The organism is Verrucomicrobiota bacterium (genome assembly GCA_027622555.1).
In the GTDB taxonomy this organism is placed as follows: domain Bacteria; phylum Verrucomicrobiota; class Verrucomicrobiia; order Opitutales; family UBA2995; genus UBA2995.
Genome location: JAQBYJ010000077.1, coordinates 1 through 19011 on the forward strand (window position 1 = coordinate 1; position 19011 = coordinate 19011).

Consider the following 19011-nt stretch of genomic DNA (forward strand, 5'->3'; position numbering starts at 1 on the left):
ATCATCAAATTCAGTAACATTATCTTCAGCCGGATCCATTGCGTTCGGTCCTGACGGCATTCTCGTCGTCGTCGGCACCAGTCTCATGTAGAGCCCAAACAAAGACAATAAGGAACCAAATTAGGGAAAAGGTGATTCCTACTATTTTTTTCCCACTCATTCTTTATTTTTTAAACTTGTCGATAATAGCTCCTGCGCCCCCGATTGCCAAAATAGCTATATAAAAAGCATAGGGCCAGCAAAACAAAATGATTGAGAATTCTAATGACCAACCACCTTCAACTGCCCCCATTACAGCGACAACTGTTATTGATAGGAATTTGCTTTTTAGCGGCGAAGCCGCAGAGGTGGGGGTTTTACCACATTCCGCTGGGTGCGGCCGCTCTGCAATTTCCTGCTGGTCATCCGTCTGTTGTCTCGGTTATTCCAGGAATGAACTCGCCCGAAATTGTCAGCACCAACCTGGATTGGTTTCAGTTGGATATCCCGGACGACCTTTGGTCCGAACTCAAAGCAGAAGGTTTACTGCGAGCAGATGTCCCAACTCCGAAAGCCGGTTGATAATCATCACGTTTTCGTCTCAGACTTTGGTATTATGAAGAAACAGGTGCGGGCAATTCATTCTTCTAAAACGTGTACCGCATACTACCTTGCCAATAACGTCCTCGGCTCGCCAGATCGGAGACTCGGTTAGGGTTCCCGAAGTAGGATAAAGGATCGTCCTGGGTAATGTTGTAGACACCTACATTGCCGATCCATCCATTTTGGGTGCGATATTCTGCTGTGAAAGTGTAGGTCGTTTTATCAAAATAATAAGTATCTTTGTTTGGCGTTGCTCCTATGAGACGAAGCATCTCCGAGCGATGGTCGGCTCTCAAGCGGAGTATCCAGCTTTGGTTTTGGAAAATGAATGAAGCTCTCACATCGTTTTCGGGAATCAAGGCGATCGGTACCGGATCAAATTCGGGTCCTCGGACGTCCGTTTCGGTATCATTGTATCGGTAGCGCATCTCCAATGAGAATCCATCGAGCTCATTCCATAATGGGTCAAGATCCTGGTTCCACACAACCTGCACCTGGTTGTGAATGCCCACACCCGCGTTGTCCCAAGTAAATAGATCGAAATCCTTGAATTGCCCTTCCCTGACCACAGACTGACTCTCTACCACAATATCTTCATTCTCCCGTCGCAGCAGTTCCACGCCGAGGAATCCAGATTTGTCATAAGCCCAGTCTGCCGCTGCTAACAGGCTGGTAAACACTGTGGGTTTGAGATTCGGATTCCCTTCGCGGATGTTTTGAGACCGCTGAATTATGCGCCGAAACGGTGCCAGATAAATATAGCGGGGTCGCTCCACCGCTTTTGACCACGACGAGTACAAGGTCAGTTTGTCATTGGCGGAATACACGGCCTGAATGCCCGGGAAATAGTTGGAGTAATTCCGGCCCCCTTCCGTATCAAGTGTCTGCAGGTAATCTCCACTCTCATCAAAAAGCACTTCCTTTCCGGTGAACTCATCTTCAGTTTTTTCCATGCGCATTCCCGCCAGGATGCGCCACTGGTCCCAAAAATAATCACCCATAATGTAGGCCGCAGAAATGGTTTCATTGACGGTGTAGTTCGCAGGGTCCGACTGCGAGCGAGTCCTGGTTTCATTCAGGCTAAATTCCTCCGTATGAGCCTGAAAATATTCCCTGAAAGCTACAGGGTCATGGAACCCACTTAGTCTGTAATTACCGTAGTGAATATCATCGTTACGCCACGGACTTTCGAACTGAGCAATCGTTAGTGGCATGGAAGCTTCATCGTAGATCAGAATTTCGTCGCCACTATCGAGGTCTCTGTTCAGAAGTTTCATTCCTGATTTAAGTTTTAGACTTCCCTTCTCATGAGGGAAGTTTCGTTCCAGGGCGAAGGAGGCGATCCTATCGACAAACACATCTTTCGAGGTATAGACCCGCACTTCGTCGAATTCATAGTTCCGGGTATCTTCTGCGCGCGCTGTAGAATTCTGCTGAATCGAAAAAGTAGGATAATCGGAGAAGGCGTTGCTATAGGAGGCATCAATTTCCTCATTCTTGAAGAACGAGTCCCATCGGTATGGGTAGCGTGCATCAGAAGAATCGTACTTGGCCTGCGCTTCCCAGCGCCAATCTTCACCTTTGTATTCGGCGCCCACTGTTACTTCAGCTGTCTTCCTTTGGTACTTTCGATCCTCGATTCCTTTGAAGAGTGTGATGCCTTCCACGGTTGCCGAATCTTCATTCAGGGAAGTGTAGGTTCCGTCATCCCACTCGTATTCCATGTGTCGGTTGGTCTCGGTTCGTTTCAGTTGGGAAAAGATTCCACGACTGAATAACTTGAGCTTTTCCGACCATTCATAATCGAGAAGTATATTTCCGGATACGCTTGTGCTGCGGAAATCTTCTTTCTCGATTTGCACGTCCTGAAATCTCCAGATGTCGGGCCAGGCTGACTCAGGCTTTACCTCCCAATCGCGGTTAAGGTTTTCCTCGGCCAGAAAGGACTGGTAAGCACGCCCATTCAGCAGATACCCCCAACGGTTCTCTTCACCAAAGGATTGTCCCTCTGTCAGATAAAAGGAAGTTCCAGGTTTGTCTGCGAGTTCATATTGAGTAATGTATAACCGAAACTGGCGGGTAGGAGAGTTCTGAGCAAAGGCGGGACGAAATTTAAGGTTTAGTGTTCCACCAACGATGTCCGCATCCATATCAGGTGTGGCCAGCTTCAATGCTTCCAGTGATTCAACAGTGTCTGCCCGAATGTTACTTAAACTGATCCCTGTATTTTGACCGCCAATCTGGATCGAGCTAAAATTGATCCCCGGCTTATTATCCAGAGCTTCTTCCAGGCTTTGCGTTCCGTCTTTGGTAGCATCCTGGACCTGGGCCGCATTTGTGGTTGCTGTCGCAGGTTCCTCTCTAGCTGAAGGAGGGTCTGATTGGTCCGCAGCTGGACAATTGAAAGAACTGCCTATGAAAAAATACAAAAGCAGGTAAACTCTTTTAAAACGTTTCAAAAGTTGGGAGATAAGTCAGGGTTAGGAGAACGAATAAAGTTTCCTCATTTCTTTTACAGATCAAGCTGTAAAACGGGTTATTACGTGCAAATTAATGAGGATTTAACGCCATGTACGATCGTTCTCAGCTTTCAGCTGCAAGCCTTCACCTAATGGAACCTCTTAAGAAAGTTTAGTGCTTCGTCGCAAGATATTGCCTTGGCAAACTCCTGAAACTCAGCTTGAATACTAAGCGTCTCTCTCTGGTCCATCCTGCTTTCGAAAACATTTAACCCCAATTGAAATAGTATGAGACACATAACAATAATTCTTCTGTATTCCTTCTCTTTAGCCGCAAGTCTTTCTGCACAAGTGTTGTTGATTGACCGTGTGGATCTCAACGAAGAAGGGAGAGTATCGATAGGATTCGAGGCGAACGCTTCTTCCTACTATGTGCTCACTCGAAGCCAGGATTTAACCTCCTTTGAACAGGTGCTCTCCATTCAACTTGGCTCGGATGGCCCCTTCGAATTGTCGGATATGGGCGGTGGACTGATTGGTGGGCGTGGATTTTACCGAATTACCCAGGCTGAGATTGCGAATCCTATCGATCTGGATAATGATGGGATCGACGATCTGACTGAGATTAACAGCGGTGGTAAATTTGATCCACTCAACCCACTCGATGGACTGGAAGATTCCGACTCGGATGGTGCCAATAACAGCAAGGAGCTTGCGGACGGCACCGATCCGTTTGTGAGTGACCTTCCTCCGCTTACTTCCGTCGCCGGTATATCCCCGACTTTGGGGGAACAACTTGTGAGCCCGAACAGGCAAGTCCGCATTTCGTTTGATGGCCCTATTAACCCTGCCTCGGTCACGCCGTTCAACGTGTTCCTGTTGATTAATGAGAATCCGATTCCTTCTTCGGCCAGCGTTTCAACTACGGGCAAGGTGGTGACTATTACTCCCATCGATCCGCTTCCTGCAGCAACGCTAATTCAAGTGGGCATACTGCCAGATACCATCAGTGATATTCAAGGCACGCTCGTGGATATGGATCTGGATGGTAACGCCGGCGGAGCATTTGGGTACTTTTTCCAGACCCTTTCATTGGACCGAATCGAAAACACCAATATCTTCGGTTTTGTTAAAGATTCCTATTCTGAAATTCCTATTCAGGGTGCGACAATTCGGGTGGACGGACTTCCTGCGGCGAACGTGGTTACCGATGAAAATGGTCGTTTCGAACTCGTGAACCTGCCTGCGCCTGAATTTTTTGTGCACATCGATGGTGGTACCGCGACGAACGCCCCGGATGGAAAAGTTTACCCGGTTGTTGGTAAACAGTTTCATAGTTCGCCAGGCCAAACGGTTCGATTAAATCAGGGGGGGTGGAGTTTGATATTTTCCTACCACCTATGGATGCCGGAGATATTGTTGAACTTTCCGATACGCAACCAACCGAGGTCGGATTCGGAGATGCTGGCAAAAGCGAACTCGCGAATCTCTTTCCCGAGATCCCCGCCGCGACCTGGGACTTGTTGTCGATTACTTTCCCTCCAGGATCAGCGCAAGATCGGAATGGAGTTCCCTCTACTCAAGCGAGTATTATTCCGGTTCCTCCCGACCGGACCCCGTCTCCAATTCCTGGAGGAATGGATGCTTCTTTGGTGATTTCTATTCAAGTTCCCGGAGCTTCCACCTTTGATGTTCCAGCTCCCATTACCTTTCCAAACATTGACGGTTTAAAGCCCGGGGAAAGTTCCTTTCTTGCATCATTTGACCACGATGTGGGTGATTGGGTTGTGATAGGTACTGGTACCGTTAGTGAAGATGGGTCGGTGATCAACTCGGATCCCGGCACGGGTATTGTGGCACCTGGCTGGCACATCGTTTTCTGTGTGGTGACCGGTATAAATGTTGTCCTTCCGGATGACGAGTTTGGTAATGGCATATTTTTGGGTCTCCCTGATATTTTTGGGGCCCCTTGGTGGTTTGATTTTGGAGCGTCCTATTCTCCGCTTACTCCCGGCTATTTGCGAATTACTCCGGAAACCCTTTATAATGCAGAAATAGGATATGGATGGGGAACTGGCCTGATTGGCGCTGTAGCCCGCGGTGCTCGCGATGATCTGAATCTGAAATATGATTTTAATGAGACCCGCGATGCCACATTCATTGTGGAGGTAGAACCTGGCTGTTATGATTTATGTATCTTTTTGGGGGATCCCTTGGAAATGCGATCTCTTATGGAAGTTTGGATAGAAGGCATACTGGTTGGCCAGGTCTCAGCAGACGAACTTACGAATTGTAAGATAACATACACCAATATAGCAGTGTCTGATGGCCAAATGAATATTCGGTTTCGTTCGGGTGGAGAGGATCGTGTTGCTGTCAGTGGGCTCGAAATAAACTTTGTCAAACAAGGCTTTTCACAGGGGCAAGAAGACCTGTTTGTTGGAACCTTTTGCAGGTTTCGTGTGAATGAGAACACTGGTGAAGAATTTCGGGATGTAATATCCTTACAGGATTTTGAGATCTTACTCTCAGACTTTATGGATCCGTATACGCCTTACAAGCAATGGGTGTTTCATAAAGAATCGATGAAAGTTGGATTCCGGGAATGGTGTACTCCAGGAAAAGCTACCATCATGGAGATTCCCACCTATTCGTTTGGCTTTCCGCCACCTGTGGATACGGATCAGGACGGCCTTTACGATTTGATAGAGTTCATTCTTGGGTTTAATCCGGAGAATCCCGACAGTGATGGGGATGGCATTGGTGACTTTGAAGAAATCTACGGGCAGCCGCTGGGGTAGATTTTTCGGGAGCATCCGTGTCAATGCTCTTGACCCGAACCTGGTCAAATACTGCCGCTGGACGGAGCAGCTGAATGGCGAGGCTGGTTATGGTGGCAATGGGTTCTTAACATATGTCCCGGGCTTGGGCAAAATTCTATTTTCAGAATTTGCACCGATTGAGTTTTGAATTAGACTGTTCCTGTATAAATTAAATACACTCTGTCCATGAAAATACTTAACTGGATTCTTTGCTTTCTGTTCCTGCTTTCCGCTGTACTTCAATACAACGACCCGGATCCGGTCATCTGGATGCTTATGTGGGGTGCAACTGGTGTTGCCTGTCTGCTTTTTGCCCTTAAAAAATTACCCAACCTCATGCCCATGATTGTCGGTGGAATCGCCCTTGTATGGGCGCTCATTCTTCTACCGAAGATCATCGGTACCTACGAAGACATTCTGTGGAACGAAGTTTTCATGCAGGCGTCCATGAGCAACATCACCGTTGAGTGGGTCCGCGAAATGGGCGGGCTACTTATCATCGCCATCTGGATGGGCGTCCTTTTATGTGTTGGTCGGAAGACCGCATAGTTCTGTGGCCTACTTGTGCTGGTGATCCGCATCCGGTCCGTGGCTATGACCGTGTTCTCTTTCTTCTTCGTGACCACAGATACAGGCGTATTCGTGAAGGGAGCATTCCGGACATGTGCTCATGTTGATGTTAAAGCGTTCGCGAACGGGCTCGGCTCCTGGCGAGGCTTTCACATTGAGAATGGCCGGCATGTTTTTGAGGTCGGGCAGGGCGCTTTTTGAAAGCAGTACCTTTCCTTTGGTTTCAAACTGAAGACGTGTCGGGTCGGATCGATCCCCACCTACGAGCGAGACTGCCTGGTCTTTTGGAGCTACGACTTCACCTTGGTCATTTAAAAATGAGATTTGGACCTTGCGTTCATCGGTTACAAAAAACTCCAGTTTGAAATCTTCGCCTACGACGAGACGTCCGCCGTTTGGTCCTGGTTCGGATCTGTGGTCTTTACCACTTTCATCTGCGAAGGATGAGAATACTCCTAAGCTAAGTGCCAAGGCTGTAGTGATCAGGAATGATGGTGATATTTTGGTTTTCATAATTGTAATTCTAGGTGAAAAAACGGCACTGCGAGGACGCAGTGGCCCTACCTGAATCAGCTGAAATGGTAGGGCATGAGCATCCTGCTCTGCCGTCTAGTGGTCTGAGAGTTGAGGCGTTGTTCATTCAACGAAGTACTATAATTGTGGTTAAATCTGATTATGAATTATTCTGATGCTGCTGACTCTAGTCGAATCGATTTTTCCGCTGCCTTTCGACAGAAGGTGTAAAAGAGTGCCGGTGTAACGGCGAGTCCTAGAAAGGTTGAACTTATTAGCCCTCCGATGATCACGATGGCAACTGGATTCAGAATTTCTTTTCCGGGTTCTTCAGCTGCCAGAACCAGGGGTAGGAGGGCAAGGCCTGCAGATATAGCTGTCATGAGTACGGGAACGAGTCTTTCGAGTGTCCCTCTTTCGACCATGCTTCGTGTGAATTGTTCTCCTTCGTGCCTCATTATATGCAGGTAGTGAGAAATCATCATAATGTTGTTGCGAGCGGCGATGCCCGTAACCGCTATAAAGCCGACCAGGGTGGCGATACTAATGTTATCCAAAGTATAGCGGGTATACAGGATACTTCCGATTAGGGAAATGGGAATGATGGTTAACACCAGGATAACGAAGCTAAAGCTTTTGAAGTAGCTGAGCAGCAAAACCAGTATTACAACAAGGATCACTGCCGACATGATCATGATAGTCTTACGCGCTTCTTGTTGTGCCTCATATTCTCCTTCGAAGGATAGCGTGTAGCCCTGGGGCAGGGAGATCTTCTCCGCAACGTCCGACTGCAATTGTTCCACCACTGCATTGAGATCGCTGGTGGTCGGGTTTATCGAAACGACAAATCTCCGGATCGTGTTTTCGCGAAGAATGGTATTGGGCCCCGTCCCTTGTCGTATATCCGCCACATAACTCAAGGGTATCCTTTGTCCACTTTGCGTATCGATATAAAGGCTGGATAACTTCTGCTGCGATTCCCGCCATTCCTTCGGCAAGCGCACGACCAGATCGTAAACGCGTTGTCCTTCGTAAACCTCGGCCACCGTATCGCCACCCATCAAGGCTGCCAGTTGCTCGTTCAATGCGCCTGGCGTTATTCCGTAGGCGAGGGCTCGGCTTCGGTCCACCTCAATCCTGAGTTGAGGGATCGGTGCTTGTTGTTCTCCCCGTGCTTCTTCCAGTCCTGGAATCTCCCTGGCTATTTCTACGATCTCTGTGCCCAGTCGTCTCAGTTCGCTCAACTCCGGTCCATATATTTTGATAGCCACTTTGGCGGAAACCCCACTGAGCATGTGTCCGATCCGGTCAGCCAGCGGGCCGCTAATAGCGCTGAATGTTCCAGGGATGCCCTTCATGGTTTGCCGTATGTCGGCCAGAATGTCATCCCGACTGCGCGCGCTTGATCTATCAAATTCAACATCAAATTCCACCGTGGAAACAGGAACGACATGATCGCCTCGTTCCGCACGACCTACGCGATAGCCGACCGTTTCGATCTCCGGAATTTGAAGCAGTAGGTCTTGGGCAATAGCCGAGATCTCATTGGTTTGCTTCAACGAAGTACCAGGCGCGGTGGTGGTTGCGACCAAGGCGGTCGGCTCCCTGAATGGAGGAAGGAAATTGCCTCCCATGTGCGCAACCGTTCCGTAAGCGATATAAAGAAGCCCTCCTGTAACCAGAAAGATGACGAAGGGTTGTGACAGTGCCAGATTGAGCCACGTGTTCCTGAACAACCATTTCAATCCCCGGACGATAAACCCTTCTTTGTGTAATTTTCCCGGTTTGGGTTTTAGCAAGTAGGAACTCAAAACGGGAATCACTGTTAGAGACACGATGAAAGACGCTGCCATACTGACAATGGTCGCTATGGCTATTGGCGAAAACAACCGTCCTTCCACGCCGCTCAACGCCAAGAGTGGAAGAAAGACCAGAATGATAAGTACGGTCGCATAAAGAATCGACGACCTTACCTCAGCTGATGCTTGTGCAATAACTTCGATATTGGGTCTGGGATTTTCCCGGGACGCATTTTCTCTTAGCCGTCGATAAACGTTTTCCACATCCACAATCGCATCGTCCACCACCATGCCGATCGCTACCGCAAGTCCACCAAGCGTCATGGAATTGACGCTCAAGTCGAATAAGTCAAAGACGAGGACCGTAATACCCAACGAGAGGGGAATAGCTGTTAGCGTGATGAGGGTAATACGCAGATTCAGCAGAAAAAGAAATAAGACAATGGCTACCATAATGGCACCGTCGCGCAGAGCTTCTTCCAGATTTCCTATCGCCAGGTCAATGTAATCGGATTGTCTATATATCGTCAGGATTTCGACTCCCTCAGGAAGGGATGCTTGAAGATCCATCATCGTTTTCTCAACCTGTTCGGTTAACGAAAGTGTATCGAATCCTGGTGACTTGGTGATGCTTAAAATGATGCCCGGGTGGCCGACGACCTTTTCGTTCGGCTTGTCCTTGTATAACGATTTGGAACCTATACCGGCTTCTCCGCGCATCGGTTCTATATCCCATACCACATTCGCGACATCCCTCAGACGGATCGGTCGGTCATTTTCATAGTTCACAACCGTATCGGCTATTTCCCCCAAGTCGGTAGTCATTCCCAGATTACGAACCATGATCTCCTGGGCGGATTCCGTTAAAAAACCGCCCGTGGTATTTTTTACCGCTTTTGCCGCTGCATCGTGTATCTGTTCGTAGGATACTCCGAGTGCCAGCATCTTGTTCGGGTCCGGCTGCACCTGGACTTGTTTAACGCCTCCCCCCATGGAAAGGACTTCCGCTATACCTGGAATGGATTGGATTTTGCGCGACACGTTCCAGTCGGCAATGGCGCGCAATTCTCTGGGGTTGGTTTTCCCAGAGGGGTCGGACAGTCCGATCAACATGATGTTTCCCATGAGCGAGGCCACCGGAGTCATGTAGGGACTAATGCCATCCGGTAGTGACCCCGTTGCGCCCGATAGTCGCTCCTGAACAAATTGACGGGCCTGATAAATATCCGTGCCCCAGTCAAACTCCACGAATATCAGTGAAAGACCAATGTCGTTGATGGACCGTAAACGTGAAACGCCGGTGACGCCCATTAAAGCATTTTCGAGAGGAATCGTGACCAAGGTCTCCACTTCCTCCGGAGCAAATCCGGGAGATTCGGTTAACAGAGTGACGGTAGGTTTTGTCAGATCGGGAAGTACTTCCACCGGAAGCTCGGTTGCCGTCTTGATTCCCAAGGCAATCACAACGATGGCAAAGACCAGTATGATGGGTCTTTGTGATAAGGAGAATCTAATTAAAAAATTGAGCATAATACTTAATCCTCAATCCGTTTCATTTTTCTCCAGAGCAACTGCGCGACAATGACGAAGAGCAGTGTCATTACAGCTGAGTAAATGAACAAAGCTTTGCTTGTCTTTGCATTGGCTTCATCGGACCTGTTCTCCTCGGTTTTGTTGGCTGCTGCTTTCTGGTCGGGAGTGATTTCCGATCCATCTTCGTTGTGCTCGTGTCCGTGAGCTGCATCGAGAGCTTCCTTTAATGAGATGCCGCTACCTTCGATGACAAACCCCAGTGAGTAGGAGCCACTTGTGACCACCAGGTCACCCGGAAATAGACCGCTTACTACTTCCACGTAGTCGTCATTTTGCTCGCCAAGTATTACCGGGGATCGGACGAATGCATTGGGGAGTTCAAAGTCTTTCACGAAGACAACCCGGTTTGCCGGATCACCCTGTATCGAATCTCTGGGCACGGACAATACATTGGAACGATGAGACAACACCACAGCAAACTCAGCGCGCATGCCTGGCAACAATCTGCCCTCACTGTTATCCAATTCAAATATACCCTCAATCGCTCCTGCTTGCCTATCGGCATCGACTCCGAATCGCACCAGTTTGGCGTCGATCTCCTCGCTTCCCAGAGCGGGTATGCGAATGTGTGCGGTCGAACCTACTCTGACCTGCGCGGCTTCCTGTTCCGGAATCTTGGCCACGGCCCACATCGTTGAGCGATCCGAAATATCCAGGAGTTCGAGGGCCGGTTCCACCGGCTGCCCCAGTCGGACATGAGAGGAGATGACAAGTCCGGACTGGCTCGCTTTTAATTCGATCGTCGGCGGCGGATCGCCACTGAGCCGACTCTCGACTGTGGCCAGTACTTGTCCTTCCGTCACAGAGTCACCTTCAAAGACATTAATCTTGGTTACCCGACCGGCTATCCGCGAGGAAACCACGGTACGATTCGAAGGGATCTCTTCGATGCGGCCAATCGCAAATACGATGGTGTTAAATTCTCTTTCCTCAGCTTCGACCAGCTCGATACGAAGGTTGTTTACCCCATTCTTATCGAGGATGATCGTATTGGACTCGTCCTGAGCGAAGGTCAGTGCGGAAAGGAAGGCTAAGCTCGTAACTGTCAGAAGTGTTTTTAAATTTTTCATGGTGAGGATTTGTTAGGAACGATTAGCGTCCTGGTTAGTAGCCGCTTTCCAATCGACAAGGGCTTGTTCGTAATCGTGTAGCATAGTCAGCTGAAAAAACTCTATCTTCAGCCGCTGTTCCTGTGATCTGAAAAGATCGGTCAAACTGACCAGCCCCGATTCATAGGCAACGTTCATGTCCTTCAGGTTCTGCTCAACGATTTGTGTAACGCCGTGGTCGTATTCATATACCTGCTTATAGAGGCTGCCCACTTTTTCTTTAAGCGAGTGGGATAAACTCCGCGTATTGAGAGAGACCGCTTCCAGTTCCAATTCGATTTGTCGTTGGTAAGCCCGGCTTTCCTGAACACGACCTTCGTTGCGGTTATTGAAGGGTAGGGGAATGGAGACGCTGACTCCAAAGAAGTTGTCTGTTCTTCGACCGACAGGCTCATCAACGCTGCGTTCATTTTCAAAGAATAATCCAACCGCGATATCATCCCAGCGATTAGCGAGTTGGAGTGATGTGTGTTTATCCGCGATTTCAAACAGCAGTTTTTTCAGGCGATACTCTGGATGGTTCTCAATGGCTGTAGCAGTAACCAGGGGTAACTCAACAGGCGTCTCGGGAATGTTGAACTCGTATAAGACTTCTACCAGGCGGCTTTCTTCAAGTCCAAGAAGGCGCTTCAGTAAACTGAGGTACTCCTTGCGTTCGATGTTCAATTGTTCGATTTGTTGTTTCACAGAAAAGAGCTCCAGTCGGACCTGGTTTACTTCCAGCATAGAAGCCTCCGCTGCCCTCACCCGCGATTCCACGAAGCGGGCAAACTCCTCGTTCAGTCGAATCTGAGATTCTCTGAGTCGAATTTGCTCTTCCGCTTGCGCGATATTCAGAATGACCGTTTCCACCTGCTGAGTGAGGAGTCGCTCCTGGTTGCTTATCTCTGCCTCAGCCAGGGCAATTTCGATCTGCGCAATCGTCTTCAGATGTCTCAAGCGACTGTTCACCGGGAAACGTTGTTCAAATCCGAAACCGAAGCTGTACTCGCCCTCGTTATTGAAGGCCTTGTCGAAGGCGTAATCAATTTTCAGTTCAGGATTACTCAGCTTCCCAGCCTGGCTGTGTCTGGCCAGTGCCTGCTCAATCGTTGTTTTGGCCGCGGTCAACGATTTGTTGTTTCGCAATGCCAGCGCAACAGCTGTCTCCTTGCTCAGGGACAAACGCTCCTGAGCCTGAAGTTGTGAAAATTGTAAGAGAAAGGCTGCTGTTAAACAGCCTAGAAAAAATCGTAAAGTGTTTTGCATAGGTATTATATATGGACGAATAATGGATTCGTTTTGTTAGAGAAGGACTATACGGTTGCCTTTCTCTGCCAGCGGAAGGTTATCGGCTGAACCAATAACTTACACACCTGGTTCAGGATGTCCGTACATGCGCGAACAATGGGTGTGTGGAATTCCAGCTATACCTATGCTTTCGGAGGAGGGGTGTCCGGACGTAGCGAAATAGATGCGGGTTGCCCGAGATCACCCCTGGAAACTTCGTTTAATAGTGGAGCCCGAAGGTGCGGGTTCTCCGGAGATACGTTCACGACAGCAGGAGCCGACACATGACAGATTCCGCAGTGATCGGAGCAATGCTCCGGTTCGCAGTCGTTTTCGGAATCATGCGTTTCATGACCTGGAGTGTCATGGTGCTCTTTTTCGTGATCGGCCAGAGATTCATCATGATGCTCTCCTTCAACCTTGTGACACTGCTCTTCAATGTGTTCAGCCAATACTCCCGACCACCCGTAAAGGGAGGTTGATACCGAAAGAAATATGACCAGCAGAAGACGCATTTTTGGGGTTTTGTATGAATGTCAGAGTAATATCAATCAAATCTGTTCCCAATAGATATCAAAACCGGTTTTTCGGAAATTGTTTATAATTGAAGGTCTACCTCCAATTTCAGTTAATCACCAGCATCACCATGCCTATTCTGTGATTTTTGGCTGGGAAACTTTAATAAATCTGTACGGTTCCTTCGGGAAACTGTATCTTCTGGTCGACCACGGTCCAGTTAATCGACCATAATTGGAGGCCGATCAGGTGAATCATTGAAAAGGCTGATGCGGAAAATGATGGTCAGGTATTGATCCCCAACCTCTATCCTGTTTGTTGCTGCTGAGGATGCTTATGCAAAATGACAAAAGTATACTCGTCAGTCTATTGCAGATTAGGATCGTTTTGGGTTAAGATTAGAAGTAGATCAGCTACCCCATGAATCAAAGTCGCCTTTTCTATCTCTTCGCGAGGATTAGTTTATTACTAGTGTTCACTTGGGGTGCGCTTTCCGCCTCTGAACGACCTCGACTCATAGTCCTTGCTGATATGGGACATGATCCTGACGAGGAGCAGCAGATCACTCATTTGTTGATGTGTTCCAATGAGGTGGAGTTGGAAGGACTGATTGCGGTCACCGGTCGTTTTTTCCGAAAGAATCCAACCGACTCCACCAAGTGGCTGCAGCCGCATCTTTTCCACCGCTTGATCGACGGTTATGCAGAGGTGTATCCCAATCTGAAATTACATGCGGCGGGCTACCAGGATCCCGATTACTTAAGAAGCATAGTCGCCAATGGCCAGACCGGTAACGGTATGATGGATGTGGGGGAAGGGCGATGGAGTCGAGGAGTTCGATTGATTTCTGAAGCTGTTCTTCGACCGGATCCTCGTCCGCTACACGTTGTAATTAACGCGGGTTCCAACACTTTGGCCCAGGCGCTGTACGAATTCCGCGCCAGTCATTCAGCGGAGGAAGTGAAGGCCTTTGTTTCCAAACTACGCGTTTTCGAAAATGGTGCCCAGGACGAGGCGGGCGCATGGATTCTTCATGAATTTCCAGATATCCATTGGGTACGTATAGTTAACCAAAACAAGGCTTACGGTGGGATGGACAACAGGAAACTCGGACCGCATACCTGGAGACCGTTTCCTTACTCGCCTGAAGGGCAACACGAGTGGGCCAGCATACACATTCAGAACTATCATGGAGCATTGGGAGGGCTTTATCCCGATCGTAAAGTGGGAGAAACGACCGTTTATATCGAGGGGGGAGGAACTTCTCCTTGGATGGGGCTTGTGGCTCCAGGTCTTACCGATACGTCGCAGCCAAGTTGGGGTGGTTGGAGTGGACGCTTCTCAGTAGAGAAGTTGCTCAACGTCCCTTCCGGGTATGGGATTGTTCGACCAGATGAGACGCAGTACCAACCTTACCGGGTCTATACAGATTCCAGTGGCATCTCCGATCATTGGGTAAATCCTGAAACGGGCGATTCCTATGACGGTGTGGCTGTTGGTGTCTGGCGTTGGCGCCGTGCGATGTGGAATGACTTTCAAGCACGGATGGATTGGTGTGTGAAACCTTTCGATCAGGCCAATCATCACCCTCATGCAGTGCTGAACGGCGACGAAAGCGATCGTATCCTGACTGTTTCCGCAAAGCCGAGAGAGCAGCTTTCATTCGATACCACCGGATCCTCCGATCCGGACAATGACGCTCTTCGCTTTTATTGGTGGAACTACCCCGAAGCGGGGCGAAAGCCTTATGGTAAACAACTCTCGCTGGAAAATGCCACCTCCTCAAACATTTTATTTGTTGTCCCCGCCGACGCAAGTGGTAGGGACATTCACCTGATCCTGGAGGCCTGGGATCAAAGTCCAGAGGTGCCGTTGGTAGATTACCGCCGGATTGTCCTTCAAGTGCCTGACTAAACTTCTTACCTTATTCGAATTATCTTTTATGAAAAAAACACCTATCGTTTTCACGCTTTTATGTATCGGTATACTTTTTTCTGATACCTACGGAAAATATTCAGTGGAGGGTGAACTGAAGAAGTGGCATCGGGTAACGCTAACTTTCGACGGTCCTTCGACGAATGAGGAAGCGGATGTAAATCCATTTACGGATTACCGGCTGCAGGTGGAATTTACGAATGGCGATCACAGGTTCAATGTCCCTGGCTTTTATGCCGCCGACGGGAATGCCGGGCAAACGGGTGCGGACAGCGGAAACAAGTGGAGGGTTCATTTCTCGCCGGACAAGGCAGGCGATTGGAGTTTTCGAGCCTCCTTTCGTCAGGGAACCCGGATTGCTATTTCGGATGATGTGAATGCAGGGAGTCCGGTTTCATTCGATGACAGTTCCGGAACGTTTCAAATTGCCGAAACCGATAAAGCTGCTCCTGATTTCCGTGGGGACGGGCGCCTCGACTATGTGGGTGATCGATACCTCAGGTTTGCTGGAACCGGAAAGATTTTCCTTAAGGCGGGACCTGATAGCCCTGAGAACTTTCTTGGATTTGAGGATTTCGATTCTACCTTTTCGCACAATCCAAACAAGCAGTTCCTAAAGAATTGGGCACCTCACGTTCAGGATTGGGAAGAAGGAGATCCCACCTGGCGTAGAGGGAAAGGCAAAGGAATCATTGGCGCAGTGAACTACCTTTCTTCGAAGGGGATGAATGTCATCTACTTTCTCACCCAGAACATTATCGGCGATGGTGAAGACGTTTGGCCTTACACCGATTATGATGAACGCTTTCGTTTCGATTGCAGCAAACTCGACCAGTGGGAAATCGTATTCGAGCAAATGACGCGCAAGGGCATTGCCCTGAATGTGGTCACGCAGGAGCGCGAAAATGACCAACTTCACGATGGAGGCGATCTCGGACCAGAGCGAAAAATGTACTACCGGGAACTGATCGCCCGCTTTGCGCATAATCCGGCATTGTTCTGGAATCTCGGTGAAGAGAACACCAATACCGTCGAGCAGGTGAAAGCCTTTTGTGATTATTTCGCGACGCACGATCCCTACAATCACCCGAAGGCATTACACACTGTTCCTTATGCCTGGGATGTACTTTATGAACCCATGCTCGGACATCCGACTTTTGAAATGCTCAGTGTTCAGACCCGGGACGATTACACTGTGATTTACCCACAGACCACCAAGTGGATCGAGCGCTCTCGTGCCGCAGGTCGTGAATGGCCTGTCTTTATCGATGAGGTTGGAGTGGCCTGGCAGGGACTGGAGCCAGACGATCAGTCACCGAATAATCAGGGTATCATGCGCAAGTGGGCTCTGTACCCAAGTCTCATGGCTGGTAGTTCCGGAGTGGAGTGGTATTTTGGATATGAGAGACCACATAGTGACCTGACCTGCCAGGATTGGCGTAGTCGGGATCAGTTTTGGGATGTCGCTCGTTACTCCATTGAAATTATGGGTTCGCTCCCGCTCGCCGAGATGCATCCCCGTAATCACCTTCTCAGTACCGATACCGATGACGCTTACTGTCTCGCTGACGATGGAAAGGTATACGCCGTCTATTTCAAGGAGTGGAAAGACGCTACCATAGACCTGCGGGAATACTATGGGAAATACGAGGTACGTTGGTTTAATCCCAGGACAGGTGAGGGGCCGTTGTCGGGTTCAGAACTTCGCGAACGCTACCCAAGGCGGAATGTGGCAAGTATCGATGAGATTGTAGTCGATAGGGCGCACTTATCACACATTGGTCCGGCACCCTATGACCACCACGATGACTGGCTGGTGATTATCACGAGAACTGAAAAAGGAACGGTGGTTCGTTAGAGGGCTGAAGCATGATAACGCTTTCAGGGGAGAGAGTAACAGAGTCAATTTTCCAGTTTCTGCATTGCCCGTTCTCTCCGATAGCAACTCCACCGTAGCCAAACTTTTTATAGCCCAACAGTCCATAAACTTGCCCCTATCCGTGCTTTTTCAGAAAAAAGGAATTATTGGTCACTCAGGATTTCAGATCAGTCCCATGGAACCGCGTCGTTTGGCATGACGATTCTCTTTCTATTGTTGTCCCTCTTTATTTGGGTTCCTGAGAATTGTTTGGACAACTTTTCTTTGCGAAGCTGTATTTAACATCACGCTATTTAATGAAGCATTCTATTTTCTTAATCCTCACCACAATTTCATTGGGGCTCAGTTTGTCCGGAGCAGCTCGCCCCATTCGACAAGCTCAGGACAGGCCCAACATTCTTTTTGCAATATCTGACGACCAGTCGTTTCCGCATGCCAGTGCCTATGGCAGTGACTGGGTCAATACTCCGGGATTCGACCGGGTTGCAGAGATGGGACTGCTTTTTGCCCGCGCATACACGCCGAATGCCAAATGTGCTCCTTCTCGCGCCATTATTTTGACTGGCCGGTATTCCTGGGAATTGGAAGAAGCGGCCAACCATGTTTTCTTTTGGCCCGATGAGTTTAAGACCATTATGGAAGCGATGCCGGATGCAGGCTACGAAGCCGGATTCACTGGCAAGGGTTGGAGCCCAGGCTTACCCGGGACTTTGCATGGGAAACCCAGGCAACTAGTAGGTCCCGAGTTCACTGGAAAGACCGAGACACCTCCGGCTGGTGCAATGAGCAACAAAGATTACGCTGGAAATTTTGAAATGTTCGTCGAGCAGCGGGACGAGAGTAAACCGTTTTGTTTCTGGTATGGAGGCCACGAACCCCACCGGCGTTATGAATACGGTGCCGGCGTCGCCAAGGGAGGAAAGTCGATTGATGATGTCGATAGGGTTCCTGGATATTGGCCGGATGATGAAATCGTTCGGAATGATATGTTGGACTACGCCTTTGAAATCGAACACTTCGATCGTCACTTGAGCCGTATGCTGAGTGAGTTGGAAAGGCGCGGTTTGTTGGAAAACACCGTTGTGCTTGTCACCTCAGATAACGGTATGCCTTTTCCCCGATCCAAGGGAAATAATTACGAGATCTCTCATCACCTGCCGCTTGCTATAGCCTGGCCGGCCGGGATAAAAAAGCCGGGTCGCACGGTGGAGAGCCTGGTCAGTTTTGTTGATTTTGTACCGACCTTTTTAGAGATTGCGGGCGTCACCGCTGAGTCCGTTGGCATGCAGCCTGTGAGCGGGCAGAGTCTTTTTCCGATTTTCCGAAACGCTGTGAAATACCCGGAAGACTTTCGGGAGTATCTGCTGGTCGGGAAAGAGCGGCATGACGCTGGCCGGCCCAATAATCAAGGGTATCCCATTCGCGGAATCATCCAGGGCGACTACTTGTTCCTGAGGAACTTTGAACCGGACCGCTGGCCATCGGGAAATCCGGAGACAGGCTACCTCAATACCGATGGGGGAGCGACCAAGACCTTGATTTTAGAAGGCCGATCCCAACCGGACAGCCTTCATTGGTGGAAGACAAATTTCGGCAAACGGGTTCCCGAGGAGTTTTATAATATCGTAGAGGACCCTGACTGTATTCGGAACCTGGCGACACGAGGGAATCAAGAACTGAAGCGAGAAATGGGTGCGAAGATGTATCGCGACCTGGCTTTGCAGGGCGACCGTCGTATGTTTGGACGGGGCTACGAGTACGAGGACTTCCGTTTTTCCGATCCGATGCAGCAAAATTTCTATGAACGTTATATGGCGGGTGAGCCAGTTCAAGCCGGTTGGGTAAACCCAGGTGATTTTGCGGTACCGCAGAGTGAATTAATAAATAAAGAGTGAGTAGCGAGGATTTAGGAGCTGATTCTGGTGGATCGTTTTCGAAGTCACCTGAAGCTTTCTTTTAACAGAT

Annotated in this window: 13 protein-coding genes; 7 read left to right on the forward strand and 6 right to left on the reverse strand. The window is 49.2% G+C overall.

The genetic code is table 11. From position 1 onward, the window contains the following. The first annotated feature begins 264 nt into the window (after positions 1 to 264). Positions 265 to 561, forward strand: coding sequence for a hypothetical protein (locus tag O3C43_17665; protein MDA1068319.1), 297 nt, complete (start codon positions 265 to 267; stop codon positions 559 to 561). Between the two features lie 65 nt (positions 562 to 626). Here O3C43_17665 and O3C43_17670 read toward each other — a convergent pair whose 3' ends face one another. Continuing rightward, positions 627 to 3041, reverse strand: a complete 2415-nt coding sequence (locus O3C43_17670; GenBank protein ID MDA1068320.1) for an outer membrane beta-barrel protein — start codon at positions 3039 to 3041, stop codon at positions 627 to 629. A gap of 288 nt (positions 3042 to 3329) precedes the next feature. Here O3C43_17670 and O3C43_17675 point away from each other — a divergent pair, with 288 nt between their 5' ends. From O3C43_17675 to O3C43_17685, 3 genes are all read left to right on the forward strand, one after another. Beyond that, on the forward strand, positions 3330 to 4697 hold the full coding sequence (locus O3C43_17675) for an Ig-like domain-containing protein (GenBank protein ID MDA1068321.1): 1368 nt from the start codon (positions 3330 to 3332) through the stop codon (positions 4695 to 4697). Further along, a complete protein-coding gene (locus tag O3C43_17680; protein MDA1068322.1) occupies positions 4679 to 5842 on the forward strand; it encodes a hypothetical protein in 1164 nt (387 codons plus the stop codon). The genes O3C43_17675 and O3C43_17680 overlap by 19 nt, the downstream gene beginning before the upstream one ends. Positions 5843 to 6049: 207 nt before the next feature. Next, entirely contained in the window at positions 6050 to 6412 is a 363-nt protein-coding gene (locus O3C43_17685; protein MDA1068323.1) for a transmembrane 220 family protein, read from the forward strand. 9 nt (positions 6413 to 6421) lie between these two features. On the opposite strand, the gene O3C43_17690 is transcribed toward O3C43_17685, so the two are convergent. From O3C43_17690 to O3C43_17710, 5 genes are all read right to left on the reverse strand, one after another. Further along, the gene (locus tag O3C43_17690) at positions 6422 to 6946 is read right to left on the reverse strand and encodes a hypothetical protein (protein MDA1068324.1); all 525 of its coding nucleotides are present in this window, start codon (positions 6944 to 6946) and stop codon (positions 6422 to 6424) included. A gap of 167 nt (positions 6947 to 7113) precedes the next feature. Next, a complete protein-coding gene (locus tag O3C43_17695) occupies positions 7114 to 10275 on the reverse strand; it encodes an efflux RND transporter permease subunit (GenBank protein MDA1068325.1) in 3162 nt (1053 codons plus the stop codon). Between the two features lie 5 nt (positions 10276 to 10280). Next, positions 10281 to 11408, reverse strand: coding sequence for an efflux RND transporter periplasmic adaptor subunit (locus O3C43_17700; GenBank protein MDA1068326.1), 1128 nt, complete (start codon positions 11406 to 11408; stop codon positions 10281 to 10283). Between the two features lie 12 nt (positions 11409 to 11420). Then, entirely contained in the window at positions 11421 to 12695 is a 1275-nt protein-coding gene (locus O3C43_17705; protein ID MDA1068327.1) for a TolC family protein, read from the reverse strand. Between the two features lie 164 nt (positions 12696 to 12859). Beyond that, positions 12860 to 13231, reverse strand: coding sequence for a hypothetical protein (locus O3C43_17710; protein ID MDA1068328.1), 372 nt, complete (start codon positions 13229 to 13231; stop codon positions 12860 to 12862). Positions 13232 to 13652: 421 nt separating this feature from the next. Between O3C43_17710 and O3C43_17715 the strand changes: the two genes are divergently transcribed. The 3 genes from O3C43_17715 (at position 13653) to O3C43_17725 (ending at position 18941) form a co-directional block, all read left to right on the forward strand. After that, positions 13653 to 15146 carry a DUF1593 domain-containing protein gene (locus O3C43_17715; protein MDA1068329.1) on the forward strand — a complete coding sequence of 498 codons (1494 nt, stop codon included), beginning with the start codon at positions 13653 to 13655 and terminating at the stop codon, positions 15144 to 15146. 28 nt (positions 15147 to 15174) lie between these two features. Then, the gene (locus tag O3C43_17720) at positions 15175 to 17025 is read left to right on the forward strand and encodes a DUF5060 domain-containing protein (protein MDA1068330.1); all 1851 of its coding nucleotides are present in this window, start codon (positions 15175 to 15177) and stop codon (positions 17023 to 17025) included. A gap of 317 nt (positions 17026 to 17342) precedes the next feature. After that, positions 17343 to 18941 (forward strand): sulfatase, encoded by a 1599-nt coding sequence (locus O3C43_17725; GenBank protein ID MDA1068331.1) that lies wholly within the window; start codon positions 17343 to 17345, stop codon positions 18939 to 18941. Positions 18942 to 19011 lie beyond the last annotated feature (70 nt).

What these genes read in the sequence shown, in the direction of transcription:
- O3C43_17690 (MDA1068324.1), bottom strand. Translation starts at nt 6,946, where the DNA reads ATGAAAACCAAAATATCACCATCATTCCTGATCACTACAGCCTTGGCA.
- O3C43_17665 (MDA1068319.1), top strand. Translation starts at nt 265, where the DNA reads ATGACCAACCACCTTCAACTGCCCCCATTACAGCGACAACTGTTATTG.
- O3C43_17715 (MDA1068329.1), top strand. Translation starts at nt 13,653, where the DNA reads ATGAATCAAAGTCGCCTTTTCTATCTCTTCGCGAGGATTAGTTTATTA.
- O3C43_17700 (MDA1068326.1), bottom strand. Translation starts at nt 11,408, where the DNA reads ATGAAAAATTTAAAAACACTTCTGACAGTTACGAGCTTAGCCTTCCTT.
- O3C43_17685 (MDA1068323.1), top strand. Translation starts at nt 6,050, where the DNA reads ATGAAAATACTTAACTGGATTCTTTGCTTTCTGTTCCTGCTTTCCGCT.
- O3C43_17720 (MDA1068330.1), top strand. Translation starts at nt 15,175, where the DNA reads ATGAAAAAAACACCTATCGTTTTCACGCTTTTATGTATCGGTATACTT.
- O3C43_17710 (MDA1068328.1), bottom strand. Translation starts at nt 13,231, where the DNA reads ATGCGTCTTCTGCTGGTCATATTTCTTTCGGTATCAACCTCCCTTTAC.
- O3C43_17675 (MDA1068321.1), top strand. Translation starts at nt 3,330, where the DNA reads ATGAGACACATAACAATAATTCTTCTGTATTCCTTCTCTTTAGCCGCA.
- O3C43_17705 (MDA1068327.1), bottom strand. Translation starts at nt 12,695, where the DNA reads ATGCAAAACACTTTACGATTTTTTCTAGGCTGTTTAACAGCAGCCTTT.
- O3C43_17725 (MDA1068331.1), top strand. Translation starts at nt 17,343, where the DNA reads ATGAAGCATTCTATTTTCTTAATCCTCACCACAATTTCATTGGGGCTC.
- O3C43_17680 (MDA1068322.1), top strand. Translation starts at nt 4,679, where the DNA reads ATGGATGCTTCTTTGGTGATTTCTATTCAAGTTCCCGGAGCTTCCACC.
- O3C43_17695 (MDA1068325.1), bottom strand. Translation starts at nt 10,275, where the DNA reads ATGCTCAATTTTTTAATTAGATTCTCCTTATCACAAAGACCCATCATA.